Annotated in this window: 13 protein-coding genes and 3 pseudogenes; 10 read left to right on the forward strand and 6 right to left on the reverse strand. The window is 62.9% G+C overall.

All coding sequences use genetic code 11. From position 1 onward, the window contains the following. Positions 1–8 precede the first annotated feature (8 nt). The 9 genes and pseudogenes from HZY77_RS14480 to gloA all read left to right on the forward strand — a co-directional run bounded on the left by HZY77_RS14480 (position 9) and on the right by gloA (position 9194). Positions 9–1967 carry an ATP-binding cassette domain-containing protein gene (locus HZY77_RS14480; protein ID WP_296816228.1) on the forward strand — a complete coding sequence of 653 codons (1959 nt, stop codon included), beginning with the start codon at positions 9–11 and terminating at the stop codon, positions 1965–1967. An 86-nt stretch (positions 1968–2053) separates the two neighbouring features. Further along, a complete protein-coding gene (locus tag HZY77_RS14485; RefSeq protein ID WP_296816231.1) occupies positions 2054–2902 on the forward strand; it encodes a cytochrome b/b6 domain-containing protein in 849 nt (282 codons plus the stop codon). Between the two features lie 25 nt (positions 2903–2927). After that, on the forward strand, positions 2928–3665 hold the full coding sequence (locus tag HZY77_RS14490; RefSeq protein ID WP_296816234.1) for a molybdopterin-binding protein: 738 nt from the start codon (positions 2928–2930) through the stop codon (positions 3663–3665). A gap of 99 nt (positions 3666–3764) precedes the next feature. Beyond that, positions 3765–4687, forward strand: a pseudogene (gene glyQ, locus HZY77_RS14495) (glycine--tRNA ligase subunit alpha). After that, positions 4684–6792 carry a glycine--tRNA ligase subunit beta gene (gene glyS, locus HZY77_RS14500; protein ID WP_296816237.1) on the forward strand — a complete coding sequence of 703 codons (2109 nt, stop codon included), beginning with the start codon at positions 4684–4686 and terminating at the stop codon, positions 6790–6792. Before glyQ ends, glyS begins: the two are co-directional and overlap by 4 nt. 10 nt (positions 6793–6802) lie before the next feature. Continuing rightward, positions 6803–7345 carry a D-glycero-beta-D-manno-heptose 1,7-bisphosphate 7-phosphatase gene (gene gmhB / locus HZY77_RS14505; RefSeq protein ID WP_296629645.1) on the forward strand — a complete coding sequence of 181 codons (543 nt, stop codon included), beginning with the start codon at positions 6803–6805 and terminating at the stop codon, positions 7343–7345. Then, a pseudogene (locus HZY77_RS14510) lies at positions 7342–8062 on the forward strand (lysophospholipid acyltransferase family protein). Before gmhB ends, HZY77_RS14510 begins: the two are co-directional and overlap by 4 nt. 73 nt (positions 8063–8135) lie before the next feature. Next, positions 8136–8750, forward strand: coding sequence for a SprT family zinc-dependent metalloprotease (locus tag HZY77_RS14515; RefSeq protein WP_296816240.1), 615 nt, complete (start codon positions 8136–8138; stop codon positions 8748–8750). Positions 8751–8771: 21 nt separating this feature from the next. Beyond that, positions 8772–9194 (forward strand): lactoylglutathione lyase, encoded by a 423-nt coding sequence (gene gloA, locus HZY77_RS14520; RefSeq protein ID WP_296816242.1) that lies wholly within the window; start codon positions 8772–8774, stop codon positions 9192–9194. 24 nt (positions 9195–9218) lie between these two features. Here gloA and HZY77_RS14525 read toward each other — a convergent pair whose 3' ends face one another. The 6 genes and pseudogenes from HZY77_RS14525 to HZY77_RS14550 all read right to left on the reverse strand — a co-directional run bounded on the left by HZY77_RS14525 (position 9219) and on the right by HZY77_RS14550 (position 15982). Next, positions 9219–9818, reverse strand: a complete 600-nt coding sequence (locus tag HZY77_RS14525; RefSeq protein ID WP_296816244.1) for a DUF4202 domain-containing protein — start codon at positions 9816–9818, stop codon at positions 9219–9221. Positions 9819–9844: 26 nt separating this feature from the next. Continuing rightward, a complete protein-coding gene (locus tag HZY77_RS14530) occupies positions 9845–10522 on the reverse strand; it encodes an OmpA family protein (protein WP_296816248.1) in 678 nt (225 codons plus the stop codon). A gap of 152 nt (positions 10523–10674) precedes the next feature. After that, positions 10675–11495 (reverse strand): annotated as a pseudogene (gene rsmA, locus HZY77_RS14535) (16S rRNA (adenine(1518)-N(6)/adenine(1519)-N(6))-dimethyltransferase RsmA). Between the two features lie 3 nt (positions 11496–11498). Then, entirely contained in the window at positions 11499–12476 is a 978-nt protein-coding gene (gene pdxA, locus HZY77_RS14540; protein WP_296816251.1) for a 4-hydroxythreonine-4-phosphate dehydrogenase PdxA, read from the reverse strand. Between the two features lie 25 nt (positions 12477–12501). Then, positions 12502–13812, reverse strand: coding sequence for a peptidylprolyl isomerase (locus HZY77_RS14545; protein WP_296629659.1), 1311 nt, complete (start codon positions 13810–13812; stop codon positions 12502–12504). Further along, complete coding sequence (locus tag HZY77_RS14550; RefSeq protein WP_296816254.1) at positions 13790–15982, reverse strand: LPS-assembly protein LptD; 2193 nt, start codon at positions 15980–15982, stop codon at positions 13790–13792. Before HZY77_RS14550 ends, HZY77_RS14545 begins: the two co-directional genes overlap by 23 nt. A 58-nt stretch (positions 15983–16040) precedes the next feature. Between HZY77_RS14550 and HZY77_RS14555 the strand changes: the two genes are divergently transcribed. After that, a complete protein-coding gene (locus HZY77_RS14555; protein ID WP_296816258.1) occupies positions 16041–17033 on the forward strand; it encodes a phosphotransferase in 993 nt (330 codons plus the stop codon). Positions 17034–17275: the final 242 nt, after the last annotated feature.

Raw genomic sequence — 17275 nt, forward strand, 5'->3', positions numbered from 1 at the left:
TCGTCTGCATGATCATCCTCAAGAATCTCAGCCTGCGGCGCAGCGCCAAGGTCCTGCTCGACAACGCGTCGGTGTCGATCAACCCCGGCGAAAAGGTCGGCCTGGTCGGCCGCAACGGCGCCGGCAAGTCCAGCCTGTTCGCGCTGCTGAACGGCACCCTGCATGAAGACAAGGGCGACTTTTCGATGCCGTCGCAGTGGCGCATGGCACAGGTAGCGCAGGACATGCCGGAAACCGCCGAATCCGCCACCGACTTCGTCATCGCCGGCGACACCCAGTTGGCCGAGGCGCAGGCCGAGGTGACTGCCGCCGAGGCGAGCGACGACGGCGAGCGCATGGCGCACGCCTACATGGCGCTGCATGACGCCGGCGCCCACGATGCGCAATCGCGCGCGCAGGCACTGATCCTGGGACTGGGCTTTCAGGTGCGCGAACTGAATCAACCGGTCAACAGCTTTTCCGGCGGCTGGCGCATGAGGTTGCAATTGGCGCGCGCGCTGATGTGTCCGTCGGACCTGCTGCTGCTCGACGAACCCACCAACCACCTGGATCTCGATGCCTTGGTATGGCTGGAAGCCTGGCTCAAGAAATACCCCGGCACCCTGCTGGTGATCAGCCATGACCGCGAGTTTCTCGATGCCGTGACCAACGTCACCATCCATATCGAAAACGGCCAACTCACCCGTTACGGCGGCAACTACAGCACCTTCGAGGACATGCGCGCCGAGCAGATGGCGCTGCAGCAGGCAGCGTTCGCCCGCCAGCAGGACAAGATCGCCCACCTGCAGGCCTTCATCAACCGCTTCAAGGCCAAGGCCAGCAAGGCCAAGCAGGCGCAAAGCCGGGTCAAGGCGCTGGATCGCATGGAAAAACTGGCGCCGATGCTGGCGAGCGCCGATTTCACCTTCGAATTCAAGGAACCGCTCAACCTGCCCAACCCCATGCTGACGATCGACGACGCCAGCTTCGGCTACCCGCCGTCTGCGGACGCGCCGACCGGCACGCCGCCGACGGTGATCGTGCAGCACGTCAGCAAGTCGGTCTTCGCCGGCCAGCGTATCGGCATCCTCGGTGCCAACGGCCAGGGCAAGTCGACCCTGGTGAAGACCGTCGCGCGCACGCTGCCGGTGGTCGCCGGCACGGTGACCGAGGGCAAGGGCCTCAACATCGGCTACTTCGCGCAGCAGGAACTCGACGTCCTGCGTCCTGCCGACACGCCGCTGGAACACATGATCCGCCTCGCCCGCGACACGATTGCCAACGGCGGCGCCGGCCAGTTCAGCAGCCGCGAGCAGGACCTGCGCAATTTCCTCGGCACCTTCAACTTCAGCGGCGACATGGTCAAGCAGGCGGTCGGCACCATGAGCGGCGGTGAAAAGGCACGGCTCGTGCTGTGCATGATCGTGTGGCAGCGTCCGAACCTGTTGCTGCTGGATGAACCGACCAACCACCTCGATCTGGCCACGCGTGAGGCGTTGGCGATGGCCCTGAACGAATTCGAGGGCACGGTGATGCTGGTCAGCCACGACCGCGCGTTGCTGCGCGCGGTGTGCGACGAATTCTGGCTGGTGACGCGTGGCGGCGTGGAGCCATTCGACGGCGATCTGGACGATTACCAGCGCTATCTGCTGGACGAGGGCAAGCGGCTGCGTGAAAGCTTGAAAGAGGCAGGCAAGGCCGCCGAACCGCCCAAGGTCGAAGCGCCGCTTGTCGTTGCGAAACGTACAGCGCCTTCGGGGAAACTCAAACCGCTGAAACAGGCATTGGAAAAGCTCGACAAGAGCATGGCCGCGCTGCAGGCCGAGAAAGCCGCGCTTGAAGCACGGCTGGCCGGAACCCTGTCGGTCGAGGACATCACGGAAACGGGCCGGCAGCTTCAGCACGTCAATGACGAGTTGGAGCATGAGGAGGAAAAATGGCTCGAACTGTCCGGGCAGATCGAGGCGCTGGAGGCGGAAAACCCCTGACCGGGGCGGGCGCCTTGGCCCGGGCTTGGGTTTTATGCGCTTCTCGCCTATGTTGAACTGTTCCCGCGAACCTGGCTGAGGCCTCCATGCCGCCACACGATACCGCTGCAGGGGTTCAGACCATCTGGTACCGGCGGCACGCCTGGCCGGTTCGCCTCATGCACTGGGTCAACGTGCTCGCCTTTGTCGTGCTGCTGATGAGCGGGCTGCAGATATTCAACGCACACCCGGCGCTGAACTGGGGAAAGTCTTCCTATAACGGCCGTCCGCCGATTCTGCACGTGTTTGCACGCATGGATGCGCAGGGCAATCCGAAAGGCGTCACACGCATTCTTGGCCATGAATACGACACGACCGGCGTGTTGGGTGTGTCGGCCGGGATGGGCGGCCTGCCGGTCCAGCGCGGTTTTCCCGCGTGGATCACGCTTCCGGGCGGGCAATGGTTGGCAATGGCGCGGCGCTGGCACTTCTTNTTTGCCTGGGTATTGGTCATCAATGGCCTGGCCTACCTGGCCTATACGCTGGCCAGCCGTCACCTGGTGCGCGACCTCACGCCAACCCGAACCGACTGGCGTTCGATCGGGCGGTCCATCAAGGATCATCTGTTGCTGCGGCATGCGCGGGGCGAGGCCGCCCGACGCTACAACATCCTGCAGAAACTCGCGTACCTCGGCGTGATATTCGTGCTGTTTCCNCTGTTGATCCTGATGGGATGGGCCATGTCGCCGGGCTTGGATTCGCTGGTTCCGGGCTGGATCGACGTATTCGGCGGCCGCCAGTCGGCACGCACGCTCCATTTCCTGGTGGCCTGGGCGCTGGTGGCATTCGTGTTCATCCATGTGTTCGAAGTGATCGTCAGCGGTTTCTGGAACAACCTGCGCTCGATGCTGACCGGCCGCTACCGGATCGCGGCCGACGAGGACAAGCATGCCTAGTCAGGGGAACGGCCGCCGGCGATTCTTGCTGCGCACGTTGGCCGCCGGCGGTACGCTGCTGCTGTCAGGGTGCGATCGGTTGTCGCATAGCGCGTGGTTTACACGGATATTGGACAGCGCAGAGAAACTGACGTTTGGCGCACAACGCCTGTTGCTGCCGCGCAAGGCCATGGCGCAGGAGTTCACCGAGGCCGACCTGTCTCCGGATTTCCGCAGCAATGGCACGGACAACCCGGCCAACCCGATTTATCAGGCGCTTGCGGCCAATCAGTTTGTCGATTACCGGCTGAAGGTCGGCGGCCTGGTGGCACAGCCGCGCGCCTATTCGCTCGACGATTTGAAGGCCTTGCCCAGCCGGACCCAGATCACCCGCCACGATTGCGTGGAAGGCTGGAGCGCGATCGGGAAATGGAAAGGCGTGCCGTTGAGCCGGGTACTGGAACAGGTCCAGCCGCATCCATCGGCACGCTACGTGGTGTTCTATTGCGCGGATCCGATGGACGACCAGGGAACACGCTACTACGAGAGCATCGACATGGAAGACGCCTGGCATGCCCAGACTCTGCTTGCCTATGAACTGAACGATGTGCCGTTGCCCATCAAGAATGGCGCGCCGATCCGCGTGCGCGTCGAGCGCCAGCTGGGCTACAAGATGGCCAAGTACATCATGCGGATCAAACTCGTCGAACGCCTGGACGACATCGGCGGCGGCAAGGGCGGGTATTGGGAGGACCAGGGCTACGAGTGGTACGCCGGCATCTGAGCCGCGCGGCATGCAATTAGCCGGATTTTCGGTCTTCAGCCTGGAAACGCCGGTCAGGCACGGTAAAATGCCGCTTTTCCGAAAAGCCGCTGATCCCTCGTGAAACCCACCTTTCAGGACATCATCCTTACCCTGCAACGCTACTGGGGCGAGCGCGGATGCGCGCTCTGCAGCCCTACGACATGGAAGTCGGCGCCGGCACCTCGCACACCGCGACCTTCCTGCGCGCGCTCGGTCCCGAGCCCTGGAAGGCCGCCTACGTGCAGCCCTCGCGCCGGCCCAAGGACGGCCGCTATGGCGACAATCCCAACCGGCTGCAGCATTACTACCAGTTCCAGGTCGTGCTGAAGCCCGCGCCGGCCGACATCCTCGAGCTCTACCTCGGCTCGCTCGAGGCGCTCGGCTTCGACCTGAAAAAGAACGACGTCCGCTTCGTCGAGGACGACTGGGAGAACCCTACCCTTGGTGCCTGGGGTCTGGGATGGGAGGTGTGGTTGAACGGCATGGAAGTGACCCAGTTCACCTACTTCCAGCAGGTCGGCGGCATCGACTGCAAGCCGATCACCGGCGAAATCACCTACGGTCTTGAGCGCCTCGCCATGTATCTGCAGGGCGTCGAGAGCGTGTACGACCTCGTCTGGACCGAGGGGCTGACCTACCGCGACGTCTATCACCAGAACGAGGTCGAGCAGTCGACCTATAACTTCGAGCACAGCGACGTCGATTTCCTGCTCACCGCCTTCGGTGCGCACGAGAAGACGGCGCAGGAACTGATGGCGGCGCAGCTCGCGCTGCCGGCGTATGAACAGGTGCTGAAGGCCGCACACACCTTCAACCTGCTCGACGCGCGCGGTGCGATCTCGGTGACCGAGCGCGCCGCCTACATCGGCCGCATCCGCAACCTCGCGCGCAGCGTGGCGAAGAGCTATCTCGACAGCCGGGCGCGGCTCGGTTTTCCGATGGCGCCACGTGCGTGGGCTGATGAAGTTACTGCGGAAATTGCAAAGAAGGCGGCAGCATGAGCGCACAAAATTTACTGGTTGAATTATTCGTCGAGGAACTGCCGCCCAAGGCGCTGAAGAAGCTGGGCGAGGCTTTTGCTCAAACGCTCACTAAAAATTTAGAGCGGGATAATTTGCTCGATACAGGCTTCTCAGTTACTGCATACGCTACTCCCAGACGGTTGGCAGCTGTTATTACTAATGTCCGCGACAAAGCTTCGAATCGGAAGGAACATAANAAGTTAATGCCAGTCTCTGTAGGCTATGACTCTTCCGGTCAGCCTTCACCTGCCCTGACAAAACGCTTAGAAAAGGAAGGTGGTCTACAACGTGCCCTTGGCGATTCTCTGGTAAATGTCGCAGAGAATGGCACCGATTACATCTACCTTAACCGCGAGATAAGTGGCGATTCACTTCAATTGCATCTTTCCTTCTCCCTGCGTGAGGTGATTCAAAGTCTCCCAATACCTAAGGTGATGACCTATCCCGACCCGTCGGGCGAAGGCTGGGAAACGGTCAATTTCGTGCGTCCGGCACATGGCTTGATTGCGCTGCACGGCGCTGACGTTGTCCCCGTCTCGGTGCTTGGCCTTGAAGCCGGTCGCATGACGCAGGGGCATCGTTTCGAGGCGCGCGTGGACCCGGTGGCGATCACCCATGCTGACTGTTATGCCCTGCAGATGGCGGACGAGGGCGCCGTGATCGCGAGCTTTGCCGAGCGCCGTGCCGAGATCGTTCGCCAATTGCAGGCCGCCGCCACGCCGCTGGGTCTGAAGCCGATTGAGGACGATGCCCTGCTGGACGAGGTCACCGCACTGGTCGAGCGTCCCAACGTGCTGGTCGGCAAGTTCGAGGAAGCCTTCCTCGAGGTGCCGCAGGAATGTTTGATCCTCACGATGAAGGCCAACCAGAAATACTTCCCGTTGCTGGACACGGCGGGCAAGCTGACCAACCGGTTCCTCATCGTCTCCAACATCTCGCCCGCCGATGCGTCGGCCGTGATCCAGGGCAACGAGCGCGTGGTGCGCCCACGCCTTGCCGATGCCAAGTTCTTCTTTGACCAGGACCGCAAGAAAGCGCTCGATTCGCGTGTGCTTGGGCTGGCCAAGGTTGTGTATCACAACAAGCTCGGAACCCAGGGGGAGCGTGTGACGCGAGTGCAGGCTGTAGCTCGCGCCATTGGCCAGAGAATTGGTGGGGATGCGCTAGCGTTGAAGGCAGATCAGGCTGCGCTTCTGGCCAAGGCTGACCTGCTCACCGATATGGTCGGTGAGTTTCCCGAATTGCAGGGCATCATGGGGCGTTATTACGCGCAGCACGATGGCCTTTCGGACGATATCGCTTTTGCCATCGAGGACCACTACAAGCCGCGTTTTGCTGGTGATGAACTGCCGCGTAACGATGTTGGTGTGTGCGTGGCGCTAGCCGACAAGTTGGAAACCTTGGTCGGATTGTTCGGGATTGGCGANAAACCGACCGGCGACAAAGATCCCTTTGCATTGCGTCGCCATGCGTTAGGTGTCATCCGCATTCTAATTGAGCGTGATCTGCCATCGGAAATAGATAATCTNCTGGTGCTTGCGGCCACCATGTGTGGGCTCCACGAGGATGTCGCGGACCAAGTCGCAACCTTCATGTTCGATCGCCTTTCGGGAATGCTGCGTGAGCAGGGTTACTCGGCACAGGAAGTCGATGCAGTCGTCGCCCTCAAACCTCAACGCCTGGGTGATATTCCCAAGCGACTCGCTGCGGTACGGGCCTTTGCAGATTTGCCGGAAGCCCCAGCGCTCGCCGCCGCCAACAAGCGTGTCGGTAACATCCTGAAGAAAGCCGAGGGCGAAGTGGGCGACGAGCCCGATCCTGTACGCTGCGTCGAGGACGCTGAAAAAGACTTGGTGGCCAAAGTTGCAGCCATTGGACGCGATGCAGACAAGGCCTTTGCTGTGGGCGATTACACAGCCTCGCTGCAGGCGCTCGCTGCCCTCAAATCCCCGGTCGACGCCTTCTTCGACAATGTGATGGTCAACACCGACGATCCCGCCCTCAAGGCCAACCGTCTGGCGCTGCTGAACCAACTGCACCGGACCATGAACCGGGTTGCGGACTTGTCGCGTCTGGCGGCGTAATATTTCGTCCATGAAGCTCATCATTCTCGACCGCGACGGCGTCATCAATTTCGACTCCGACCAGTTCATCAAGTCTCCGGACGAATGGAAACCCATTCCCGGCAGTCTGGAGGCGATCGCGCGATTGACACGCGAGGGTTGGCGCGTGGTGGTGGCGACCAATCAGTCCGGGCTGGCGCGCGGGCTGTTCGAGATGGCGACGTTGAACGCCATCCACGCCAAGATGCACAAGGCGGTGTCGCAGGCGGGCGGGCGTATCGAGGCGGTGTTCTACTGCCCGCATGCGGCCGACATGAACTGCGGCTGCCGCAAGCCCAAGCCAGGCTTGTTCGACGAGATCGCGGCACGTTACGGGCGTGACCTGCGGGACGTTCCGGCGATAGGCGATTCGCTGCGTGATCTGCTGGCGGCCGCCAGCGTGGGGGCAAGCCCGTTGCTGGTGCGCACCGGGAAAGGCGAGCGGACCCTGGCGGCCGGCGGGCTGCCCGAGAACACGCCGGTCTACGCCGACCTGGGCGAGGCTGTCGATCACCTGCTCAAGACTGCGGCATGAGCCTGATCCGGTCGGTGATTTTCGCGGTCCTGCAGACTGCGCTGACGATTTTCTTCAGTATGGTGGCGTTCTTCAGCTTCCCTTTTCGGCGCACACGCGCTACCGCTTGATTACCGGCTACAACCATACCGTGATCTGGCTGGCAAGCTGGGTCGTGGGGATCCGCTATGTGGTGGAGGGGCGTGAGAACCTGCCCGCGCAACCCGCCGTCATCCTCGCCAAGCATCAGTCGGCCTGGGAGACCGTGGCCTTCCTGTGTCTGTTTCCGCCGGTCTCGCCGGTGATCAAGCAGGAACTGCTGAAGCTGCCGTTCTTCGGCTGGGCATTCCGCATGCTTTCGCCCATCGCCATCGACCGCAGCGCCGGGCGCGAGGCGCTGAAGCAGATCGTCAGCCAGGGCAGGGAGAAGCTGGCACAGGGGTTCTGGGTGCTGGTGTTCCCCGAAGGCACGCGCGTGGCGCCGGGTGAAAGGGCAAGTACGGCATCGGCGGCAGCTGGCTGGCGGCCGAAACCGGGGCGCCCATCGTGCCGGTGGCGCACAATGCCGGCGAAGTGTGGCCGAAGAATGCCTTCATCAAGCATCCCGGCACGGTGACCGTGCGCATCGGGCCGGCGATTCCTACCCAAGGCAAGAGCGCCGCCGAACTCACGCGCATGGTCGAGGCCTGGATCGAAACCGAAATGGGGAGGCTGCCTCCTGCTGCCGCACGCCAATAGCGGCGTCCTGCAGATCGGCGACGCCGCCGTTCCCTATCTGTTGCGACGTTCGCGCCGCCGCCGCACGCTGGGCTTGACCGTTACCGCGCACGAAGTGCGCATCCATGCCCCGAGCTGGACCCCGCGTGCCGAAATCGAAACTTATGTGCTGCAACAGCATGACTGGTTGCATCGGACCTGGGCGCGCATGCATGCACACGTTCGGCAAGCGGAATCGGCGCCTGCGAACGAACTGCGCTATCTGGGACGCAGGTTGAGGCTCGATGTCCGGTCCTCGCTGTTTCACGAGATACGCCGGCACGGCAACACCCTGCGGGTCTATGCGCCGCTGGACGCGGATGCCGGAGAACTCGTACGCGACTGGTTGATTGCCCGTGCCGAACGTTTGCTGGCCTGGCGGCTTGCGCGCATCGCACGCAGGCTGGGGCGCGGACCCAGCCGTTTCGCCTTGTCCGACGCGCGGACGCAATGGGGCAGCTGCACCCGGCGCGGCCATATCCGCCTCAACTGGCGGCTGGTGCAGGCGCCGCTCACGCTCATCGACTACGTCGCCGCGCACGAGCTGGCCCATCTCGTCCATCTCGACCATTCGCCGCGTTTCTGGGCAGTGGTTGCCGAGCTGTGCCCCGATGCATTGGCAAGGCGCGCCGAGTTGCGCACAATGGGTAACTCCCTGTTTCTTGTATAACACCAGCCAGGTGTAACCATCATGCGAATCCTTCATACCATGCTGCGAGTGGGCGATCTCGACCGCTCGATCGATTTCTACACCAACGTCCTCGGCATGCAGCTGCTGCGCCGCAAGGATTATCCCGGCGGCAAGTTCACCCTGGCCTTCGTCGGCTACGATAGCGAAGACAAGGCCGCCGTGCTTGAACTGACCTACAACTGGGGCGTCGAGAAATATGAGGTCGGCAGCGGCTACGGCCATATCGCCATTGAGGTGGACGATGCCTACGCCGCATGCGACGCCGCTGCGGCCAAGGGCGGCAAGGTGCTGCGCCCGGCCGGGCCGATGTCGCACGGCACGACGGTCATTGCCTTCATCGAGGATCCGGACGGCTACCCGATCGAGTTCATCCAGAAGGGCACGGCGGGATGGAGCGAGGGGTCAGTAGCAAGTAGCAAGTAGCAAGTAGAATTTTCTACTCACCACTCACGCCCCGCCAATCGCCTTCGTAATCAGCGGCACCAACGGCTCCGGCAATCGGAGTTGGCCGGACAACGCGAAGGCCTGCGCGTGCTTCGACATCTTGCCCCAGGTGCGGCGGATGATCTCCAGCCATTTCGCCTCGTCGTAATCGGGTTTGCTCTGGGCAAACGCCAGCATGTAGTGTTCGATGAACACGAGGTTGGCGACGTCTTCCAGCAATTGCGAGTCCGGATTGACTTTGATGCCGCGCTTGCCCACCGCTTTCTTGACGCGTTCGATCATGGCCTCGTCGTAACCGGCCTGACGCATCAGGTCGCCGGCGGTATTGGCGTGGAAGGTATAGAGGCCGGTGCGCCACGCATGGTAGCCCTCCTTGGTCATTGGGTAACTGTTGCGCGGCACCGTCCAGCGACGGATGTGCTGGGCACGTACCGCCAGCTGCGCCGCCTCTGATGCGTCCGGCGCAAAGCGGCCGATCATCTCCGACATGCGGCGGCCGTACAGCAGCTCTTTCGGCTGGCCTTCGTCCAGGTTGGGATCTTCCGCATTGGCGGCGTCGAACAAGGCCATGGCCTGATTGAAGTGTGTGGGGTGGTCGATCATAGCGGGCGCCTGGACAGGGTGCGGATTCAATTGGCGACCACCGGGAGGATCCATAATTCGACCCTGCGATTCAACTGGCGGCCGGCTTCGGTGGCGTTATCCGCGCGCGGTTCCGTTTCGCCTTTGCCGTAGGACTCCAGGCGCAGCGGATTGACGTTCTGGGTGGCGAAGTAATCCAGCACCGACTGCGCGCGCCGTTCGGACAAGGCCTGGTTGTAGGTGTGCGTGCCCACGCTGTCGGTGTGGCCGATCACGGTCACCGTCGTCTTGCCATATTGATTCAGCACATGGGCGATCTTGTTCAGCGTCGGGAGATAGCCCGGTTTCAGGACGGCGGAGTTGGTGTCGAAGCCGGTGTTGGACGTCATGCTGACCAGTAGGGCGTTGTCCCCGGNGCGTTTCTCCACGCTGATGTCGCCGCGCTGGATTTCCGGCTGCAACTGCTTCTGTAGATCCTTGGCCTGCTGGTCCATGTAGTAGCCGACGCCAGCGCCCGTGAGGCCGCCGCCGACCGCGCCGATCAACGCACCCTTGCCGCGGTTCCTGTGGTTGATGATCGCGCCGAGCGCGGCGCCGCTGACCGTGCCGATGATTGCTCCCGTCTGAGTCTTGTTCAGATCGCGCGGCTCGCCCAGGTCGTTGGTCGCGCAGGCGGAAAGCAGCAAGGCGGCCAGCAGGGGAAAGACGACGTATGGCTTGTGCATGGGGATTCCTTTCAGGCAGGTTGAAACAGGCGGTGCAATATGGCGTTTTCGTTAGGAGCGCGATGTGCAAGTTGGTTCCGGCACCAATAAGCATGGGGTCTCTGCCGGAACGCGCAAGTCTACGGGATTCGGGCCGTCATGGACCGGGGCGCTTAATCGGGCCGCTTGGCCAGGTGCAAGGCGAGGGCTTCAAAGTCGGCCACGGCCAGGGCTTCAGCGCGCAACCCCGCATCGATGCCGAGCCTAGTAAAGTCTTCCGGCTTCACCAGGCTGCCGAGGGTGTTCCTGAGCGTTTTCCGGCGTTGCGAGAACGCGGCGGCGACGACACGCGAAAACAGCGCCTCGTCGAGCGGGACGATTTCGGCCGGCGTCTTGGGGATCAGCCGGACCACGGCGGAGTCGACCTTGGGCGGCGGGTCGAAGGCGGTGGGCGGGACGTCGAGCAGCCATTCGAGGTGGAAACGGCGCTGCAGCATGATCGACAGCCGTCCGAAGTCGGGGTGGACGGCGCGGCGACCATGCGTTCGACGACTTCCTTCTGCAGCATGAAAGTCATGTCGCGGATGCGCGCGGAGAAATCCATCAGGTGGAACAGCAACGGCGTGGAAATGTTGTACGGCAGGTTGCCGACGATGCGCAGGTCGTGGCCAAGCTGCGCAAAATCGAATTTCAGCGCGTCGCAACTGTGTACGGTGAGGCGCTCGGCCGGCCATCGCTTTTGCAGGCGCGCGACGATGTCACGGTCGAGTTCGACGGCATGCAGGTGCGGCAGGCGTTCGAGCAGCGGCTGGGTGAGCGCGCCGAGGCCGGGACCGATCTCGACGACGATGTCGGTCGGTTGCGGATGGATGGCGTTGACGATGGCGTGGATGATGCCGTCGTCGATGAGGAAATTCTGGCCGAAGCGTTTGCGGGGTGTGCATTGGGTAAGCGGAGAGCGGTAAGCAGTGAGTGGTAGTTCGTGTCCGCTCACGGCTTACCGCTCGCTGTTCACCATCTCCAGTGCCATGTCGATTGCCGCAAGCAGGCTGCCCACCTCTGCGCGCCCGCTGCCGGCGAGGTCGAGCGCGGTGCCGTGGTCGACCGAGGTGCGAATGAACGGCAGCCCGAGCGTTACGTTCACGCCGGCGCCGAAGCTGGCGTACTTGAGCACCGGCAGGCCCTGGTCGTGATACATCGCCAGCACGGCGTCGCAGGGCTCGTGGCGAATGCGCGAGAAAAGCGTGTCGGCGGGCTGGGGGCCGACGAGGTCCAGGCCTTCGCTGCGGAGGTGGTCGAGCACGGGTTCGATGACGTCGATCTCCTCGCGTCCCAAGTGGCCGGATTCGCCGGCGTGGGGATTGAGGCCGGCGACGGCGATCCGCGGCCGGGCGATGCCGAATCTGCGTTGCAGATCGGCATGCAGGATGCGGATCACCTCGACGAGCAGGTCGGGCGTGATGGCGTCGGCGACGGCGCGCAAGGGCAGATGGGTAGTGGCGAGTGCGACGCGCAGGCCGCCGCCGGCGAGCATCATGACGACCCGGTGTGTGCCGCTGCGGTCGGCCAGGTATTCGGTATGGCCCGTGAAGGCGAAACCGGCATCGTTGATAATGCCCTTGTGCACCGGCGCCGTGACGACGGCGTGAAATGATCCATCGAGGCAGCCTGCGAGGGCAGCGTCGAGCAGGGCCAGCACATGGGCGCTATTGCGGGTGTCGAGCGTGCCCGCCGTAACGGGGACGGCGGCGGGAATGTGGCGCACNNGCAGCCAGCCGGGCTGGTGCGCCGGCGCAGTGTCGCCGCAGCTGAAGTCGACCGCGATGCCGAGCCGGGCCGCACGGTCGCGCAGCACGTCGACGTCGCCGAGGACCGACAGCCGGCATGGCAGGGGATGCTGCGACAGGGCGATGCACAGGTCGGGCCCGATTCCCGCGGGGTCGCCTGCCGTCAGGGCGAGGTGGGGCAAATCCACGGCTTCTTCGCGTAATCCGGGCCGGTCAGTCGATCGGGCGGATTTCGACATAGGCCGCGTCGCGGATCTGGCGCACCCAGTCCTGGAAGGCCTCATCGCCCTTGCGTTCGCGGATGGCCTGGCGCGCCAGCAGCTTCTGGCGTTCCTGCGTGACGTCCTGATTGCGTCGCTCAAGGACCTGGATCAGGTGCCAGCCGAAAGGGGTCTGGATGGGGTCGCTGATCTGGCCGGGCTTCAGCGCGTTCATGGCTTTCTCGAATTCGGGGACGGTGTCGCCCGGATTGATCCAGCCGAGGTCGCCGCCTTTGGAGGCGCTGGCATCCTCGGATTGCAGACGCGCCATGTCCTCGAATTTCGCGCCGTTTTCGATGCGTTCCTTGAGTTGCAGCAGGCGGTTGCGGGCGTCGGCTTCCGAGGTGAGTTCGTTGGTCTTGATGAGGATGTGGCGCGCGTGCGTCTGCGTCACGGTGAGCGTGGCATCGAGTCCGCGTTTGTCGATGAGCTTGAGGATGTGGAAACCATTACTGCTTCGCAGGATCGGGCTGATCTGGCCCGGCTGCATCGATTTCAGCGCATCGGCGAACAGGGTCGGAATCTTGCCGCTGGCGCGCCAGCCGAATTCACCGCCCTGCAGCGCGTTGGAGGCGTCGGAATAGCTGGCCGACATCTGGGCGAAATCGGCGCCCTTGGCAAGCTGGGCGACGATGTCCTCGGCACGCGCGTGGCGTGCCTGGATCTGCTCGGGTGAGGCGTTTTCCGGTACGGTGACCAGAATGTGGGCGAAGTTGTATTCGGTTTCCACGCCTTGCTGGGCCTGCGTCTGCAGATAGCCTTCGATTTCGGCGTCGCTGACGGAGATGCGGTTGTCGACGTCGCGTTCGCGCGCGCGGGCAATCAGGAGTTCGTTGCGGATGGTGTTGCGCATGCTGTCGAGGCTCTGGCCGTCCTTCTCAAGGGCGGCCTGCAACCCGGCCATGTCGAGCTTGTTCTGGGCGGCGATGCGCTGCAGGGCATGCTCGACCTGCGTCGGGTCGACCCGAATGCCGGTGGCGCGCGCATGCTGCTGCAGCGCAAGTTCGGTCACCATGCGCTCGAGCAGCTGTTTCTCCAGTACCTCGCGCGGCGGCAGCGGGGTGTTCTGCCGTGACAGGTTGTGCACGACCTCGTCGTAGCGCCGGGCCAGTTCCTGGCGCGTGATGACTTCGTCGTTGACGACGGCGACGATGTGATCGAGTTCCTGCACGGCGGCATGGGCCGGCGACAGGACCGACACGGCAATCAGCAGCGCCAGGACCCAGTGCGGGCGGCGCCATTCAGGGCGTTTGAATAATTTCATTGCTAGGCCTGTATCCGGGAACACTATGTTTCAAAACGTCGAGCGGATTGGAGCCGATGCGCCCCATTCCGTTCAACTCCAGCTGGAAGAACAACGCATCGGTGGACTGGTTTTCCTTGGTTGCCAGTCGTTGCAGCACCGCGCGCAACGCCCAGCATCCGCCATTGTATTCAAACCCGGCCAGGCCTTCGACCAGCTTGTTGTCCTTGAAGGAATAGTTGTAGCGGAACATGCCGTACCAGCGCTGGGCGAGCGGCCACTGCGCGGACAGGTCGACCTGTTCCGTGGTCTGATCGATGAAGCGGTAACCCAGGTTTATCACGCGGCCGGGGCTGGGCCGATAGGACGCGCCGAGGTTCTGGCGGATGGTGGCGCCGTTCTGGGTGTCGAACTGCCATGCCGTGTCGATGCGCCAGCTACGCGTGACCTGTCCGCTGATGGCGGCCAGCAGGTCGGTGGCATTGCTGGTGCGCGGCGCGATGCCGGGCAGGGTGACCTGCTGCGTGCCGAAATAATAGCGCTGGCCGAGGGTGACCTGCAGCCGTTCCAACCCGCTGGCCGCCTCGGTGAACCGGCTGGTGACGGCAACCGTCAGCTGGTTGGCGTCGTTGACGCGGTCGCCGCCGATGAACTGGTTCTCGGTGAACATCTGTGCGTAGCTGAAATCCAGCAGCGCAGTATCGAACACCGGAATATTCGATTGGTCGCGGTAGGGTGCGTAGACATAGTAGGCGCGCGGTTCCAGCGTCTGCGTGTAATCCTGGCTGGCAAAGTGGAACGGACGCTCGAAGGTCACGCCGCTGTCCAGGCTGAAGATGGGCAGGCTGCGGCTGATGTGTTGCACCGGTGCACGATTGTCCAGCGCATAGTAGGTGCTGTGCCAGCCGATCTGCGGCGTGAGGAATCCGAACGAGTTGGTGAGCGGCAGGCGTAGCGTCGGATAGGCCAGCACCCGCGTACCTTCGACCAGGGTGGGATGGGCGAAATGGGTGGCTTCGCTATCCATCTTGAATTCCAGTCCGTTCTCGAACGTTTTCGAGATGCCCAGGCNGGCCTGCGGCAGCCGTGCGTAAGGTTCGAGAATGGGTGTGGCGGAGGTGGAGTCCTGCAGGGTCTGGTAGCTTTGCGCGCGAATATCCGCGGTCCAGTTGGTGTGCTGGGTACTCAGCCAGAATTCGCGGTTGAGCTGGGTGAGCGATGTGACGGCCAGCAGGTTGGACAGGTCGCGGAAATAATCGTTGTCGGACACGCGATTGAACAGCATGCCGGCCTCGGTCGTGTCGTTCAGGCGATAGATGTTGTTCAACGCGGCGCTCCAGCGCGAACGACCTGCGACGTTGTCGTTGGGCAGGTATTCCAGCCGGTTCACGCCATGGACGTCGTTCAGCAAGTAGCGGAATTCACCGCCCAGTTGTACGCCGCGCTTGGACAGCAGGCGCGGATACAGCGTGGCGTCATAGTTGGGTGCGAGGTTGAGGTAGTAGGGCACCAGAAAGTCGACACCGCTGCGCTGGGTAGTGCCGAAGGTGGGCGCCAGCACGCCACTCTTGCGTACGTCGTTGAGCGGGAAATCCATCCAGGGCGTATACAGGATCGGCACGCCGAGGAAATGGAGCGAGGCGTTGCGTGCCGTTCCCACGTTGCGGCTCTTGTCGATGTCGAGGTCGTCCACCTCGAGAAACCAGTCGTCGTTGTCCACCGGGCAGGTCGTGTAGGTGGCCTCCTGCAGCTTGTAGTGCTCCTTGTCGATGAAGTCGATGTGACTGGCGTCGCCTCGGCCATTCTGCGCGACCAAATGGTAGACCGGCTGGTCGAGTTCGCCGCTGTAGTCGTCCAGGTCGAGTTCGAGCGCATCGCCATCCACCAACAGCGCGGGCTGTTCCAGGCGAACCCGACCGCGGGCTTCCACCCGATTCTGCGTGGTGTCGTAGCGCAGCCAGTCGGCGAAGAAATTCTGTCCGGCCTGGCGGGCCGCCACCTTGCCGCTGGCTTCGATGACATCGGGAGCGGTCGATTCGATCTTGTCCGCAGTGAGGAAGAGCGGCCCCGCCTTGCCCGCCGCCGTCGAGCCTTTCAGTTCGACGTCCTTCTTCAGAACGAGCCCGTCCGCCGCCGCGGAACCGGCAGTCAGCAACAGGACAACGAGCGTAAAGCCGGGCAAGGTGGACAAGCGATGTAAAATCCGGGCCAGGGTTATCAGAAACAGCGTTATTCGGAGCAGTGTGGCAGTGGAACGTTTGCAAGCTTTACAGGACTGGGCCACCCGACAACTGGGAGGCGGGTCGCTGGACATCGCCCCGGCGTCGGCGGACGCCAGCTTTCGCCGCTATTTTCGCGTTACTGCCAAAGGCCGCGATTATATCGTGATGGACGCCCCGCCGGCGCACGAGGATTGCCGGCCATTCATTGCCGTCGCCCGGCTGTTTGCCGATGCCGGCGTCAATGTGCCGCAGGTATTGGCACAAGACCTCGACCGGGGCTTTCTGCTGCTGACCGATCTGGGCAACACCACCTACCTGTCGGCCTTGAACGAAAGCACTGCGCGCGAGCTGTACCTGGCGTCTAACGGCGCGCTAATCCGCATCCAGCAGGCGAGCCGTCCCGGTGTGCTGCCGGACTATGATCGCGCGCTGCTGACCCGCGAACTGATGCTGTTTCCCGAGTGGTACGTGGCGAAACACCTGGGCGTCGCCATGAAGGACGAGCAGAAAGCCATCCTCGAGACCGTGTTCGGGCGCCTCCTCGCCAACAATCTGGCGCAGCCACAGGTCTACGTGCATCGCGACTGGCATTCGCGCAACCTGATGGTGAGCGAGCCCAACCCCGGTATTCTCGACTTCCAGGATGCGGTCTACGGCCCCATTACCTACGACCTCGCCTCGATCTACCGCGACGCCTACATCCAGTGGGACGAGGAGATGCAGCTCGACTGGGTGATCCGCTACTGGGAGAAGGCCCGTGCCGCCCGCCTGCCGGTGCGCGAGGACTTCGGCGACTTCTGGCGCGACTTCGAATGGATGGGTGCGCAGCGCCAGATCAAGGTGCTCGGCATCTTTGCGCGGCTCTATCACCGGGATGGCAAGGATGGTTACCTGAAGGACATGCCGCGGGTGATGCATTACCTGCGCAAGGTGTGCGAGCGGTATGACGAACTGAAGCCGCTGCTGTTCTTGCTGGATGGACTGGAGAACCGGGAAGTGAAGGTGGGGTATACGTTCTAGCGATCGAGTGCTGCCCTCAGCGCCGTTCGCCCTGAGCTCGTCGAAGGGCCTTCACAAGCCAACTGGTCGTTGGCCGGGGTTGCCCGGTGGCAAGTCACTTTTCTTGCTTGCCCAAGAAAAGTAACCAAAGAAGGGCACCCCGACATCCCCGATTTTCGGCGGGGCTGTAAGGGGAGAAAGTCGAGACCAGGGCGGCGATGACTGGGGATTTGCGATTACTATTTGGGCTTCCATTCCTGTGT

Source organism: Thiobacillus sp. (assembly GCF_013693775.1).
Lineage (GTDB): Bacteria > Pseudomonadota > Gammaproteobacteria > Burkholderiales > Thiobacillaceae > Thiobacillus.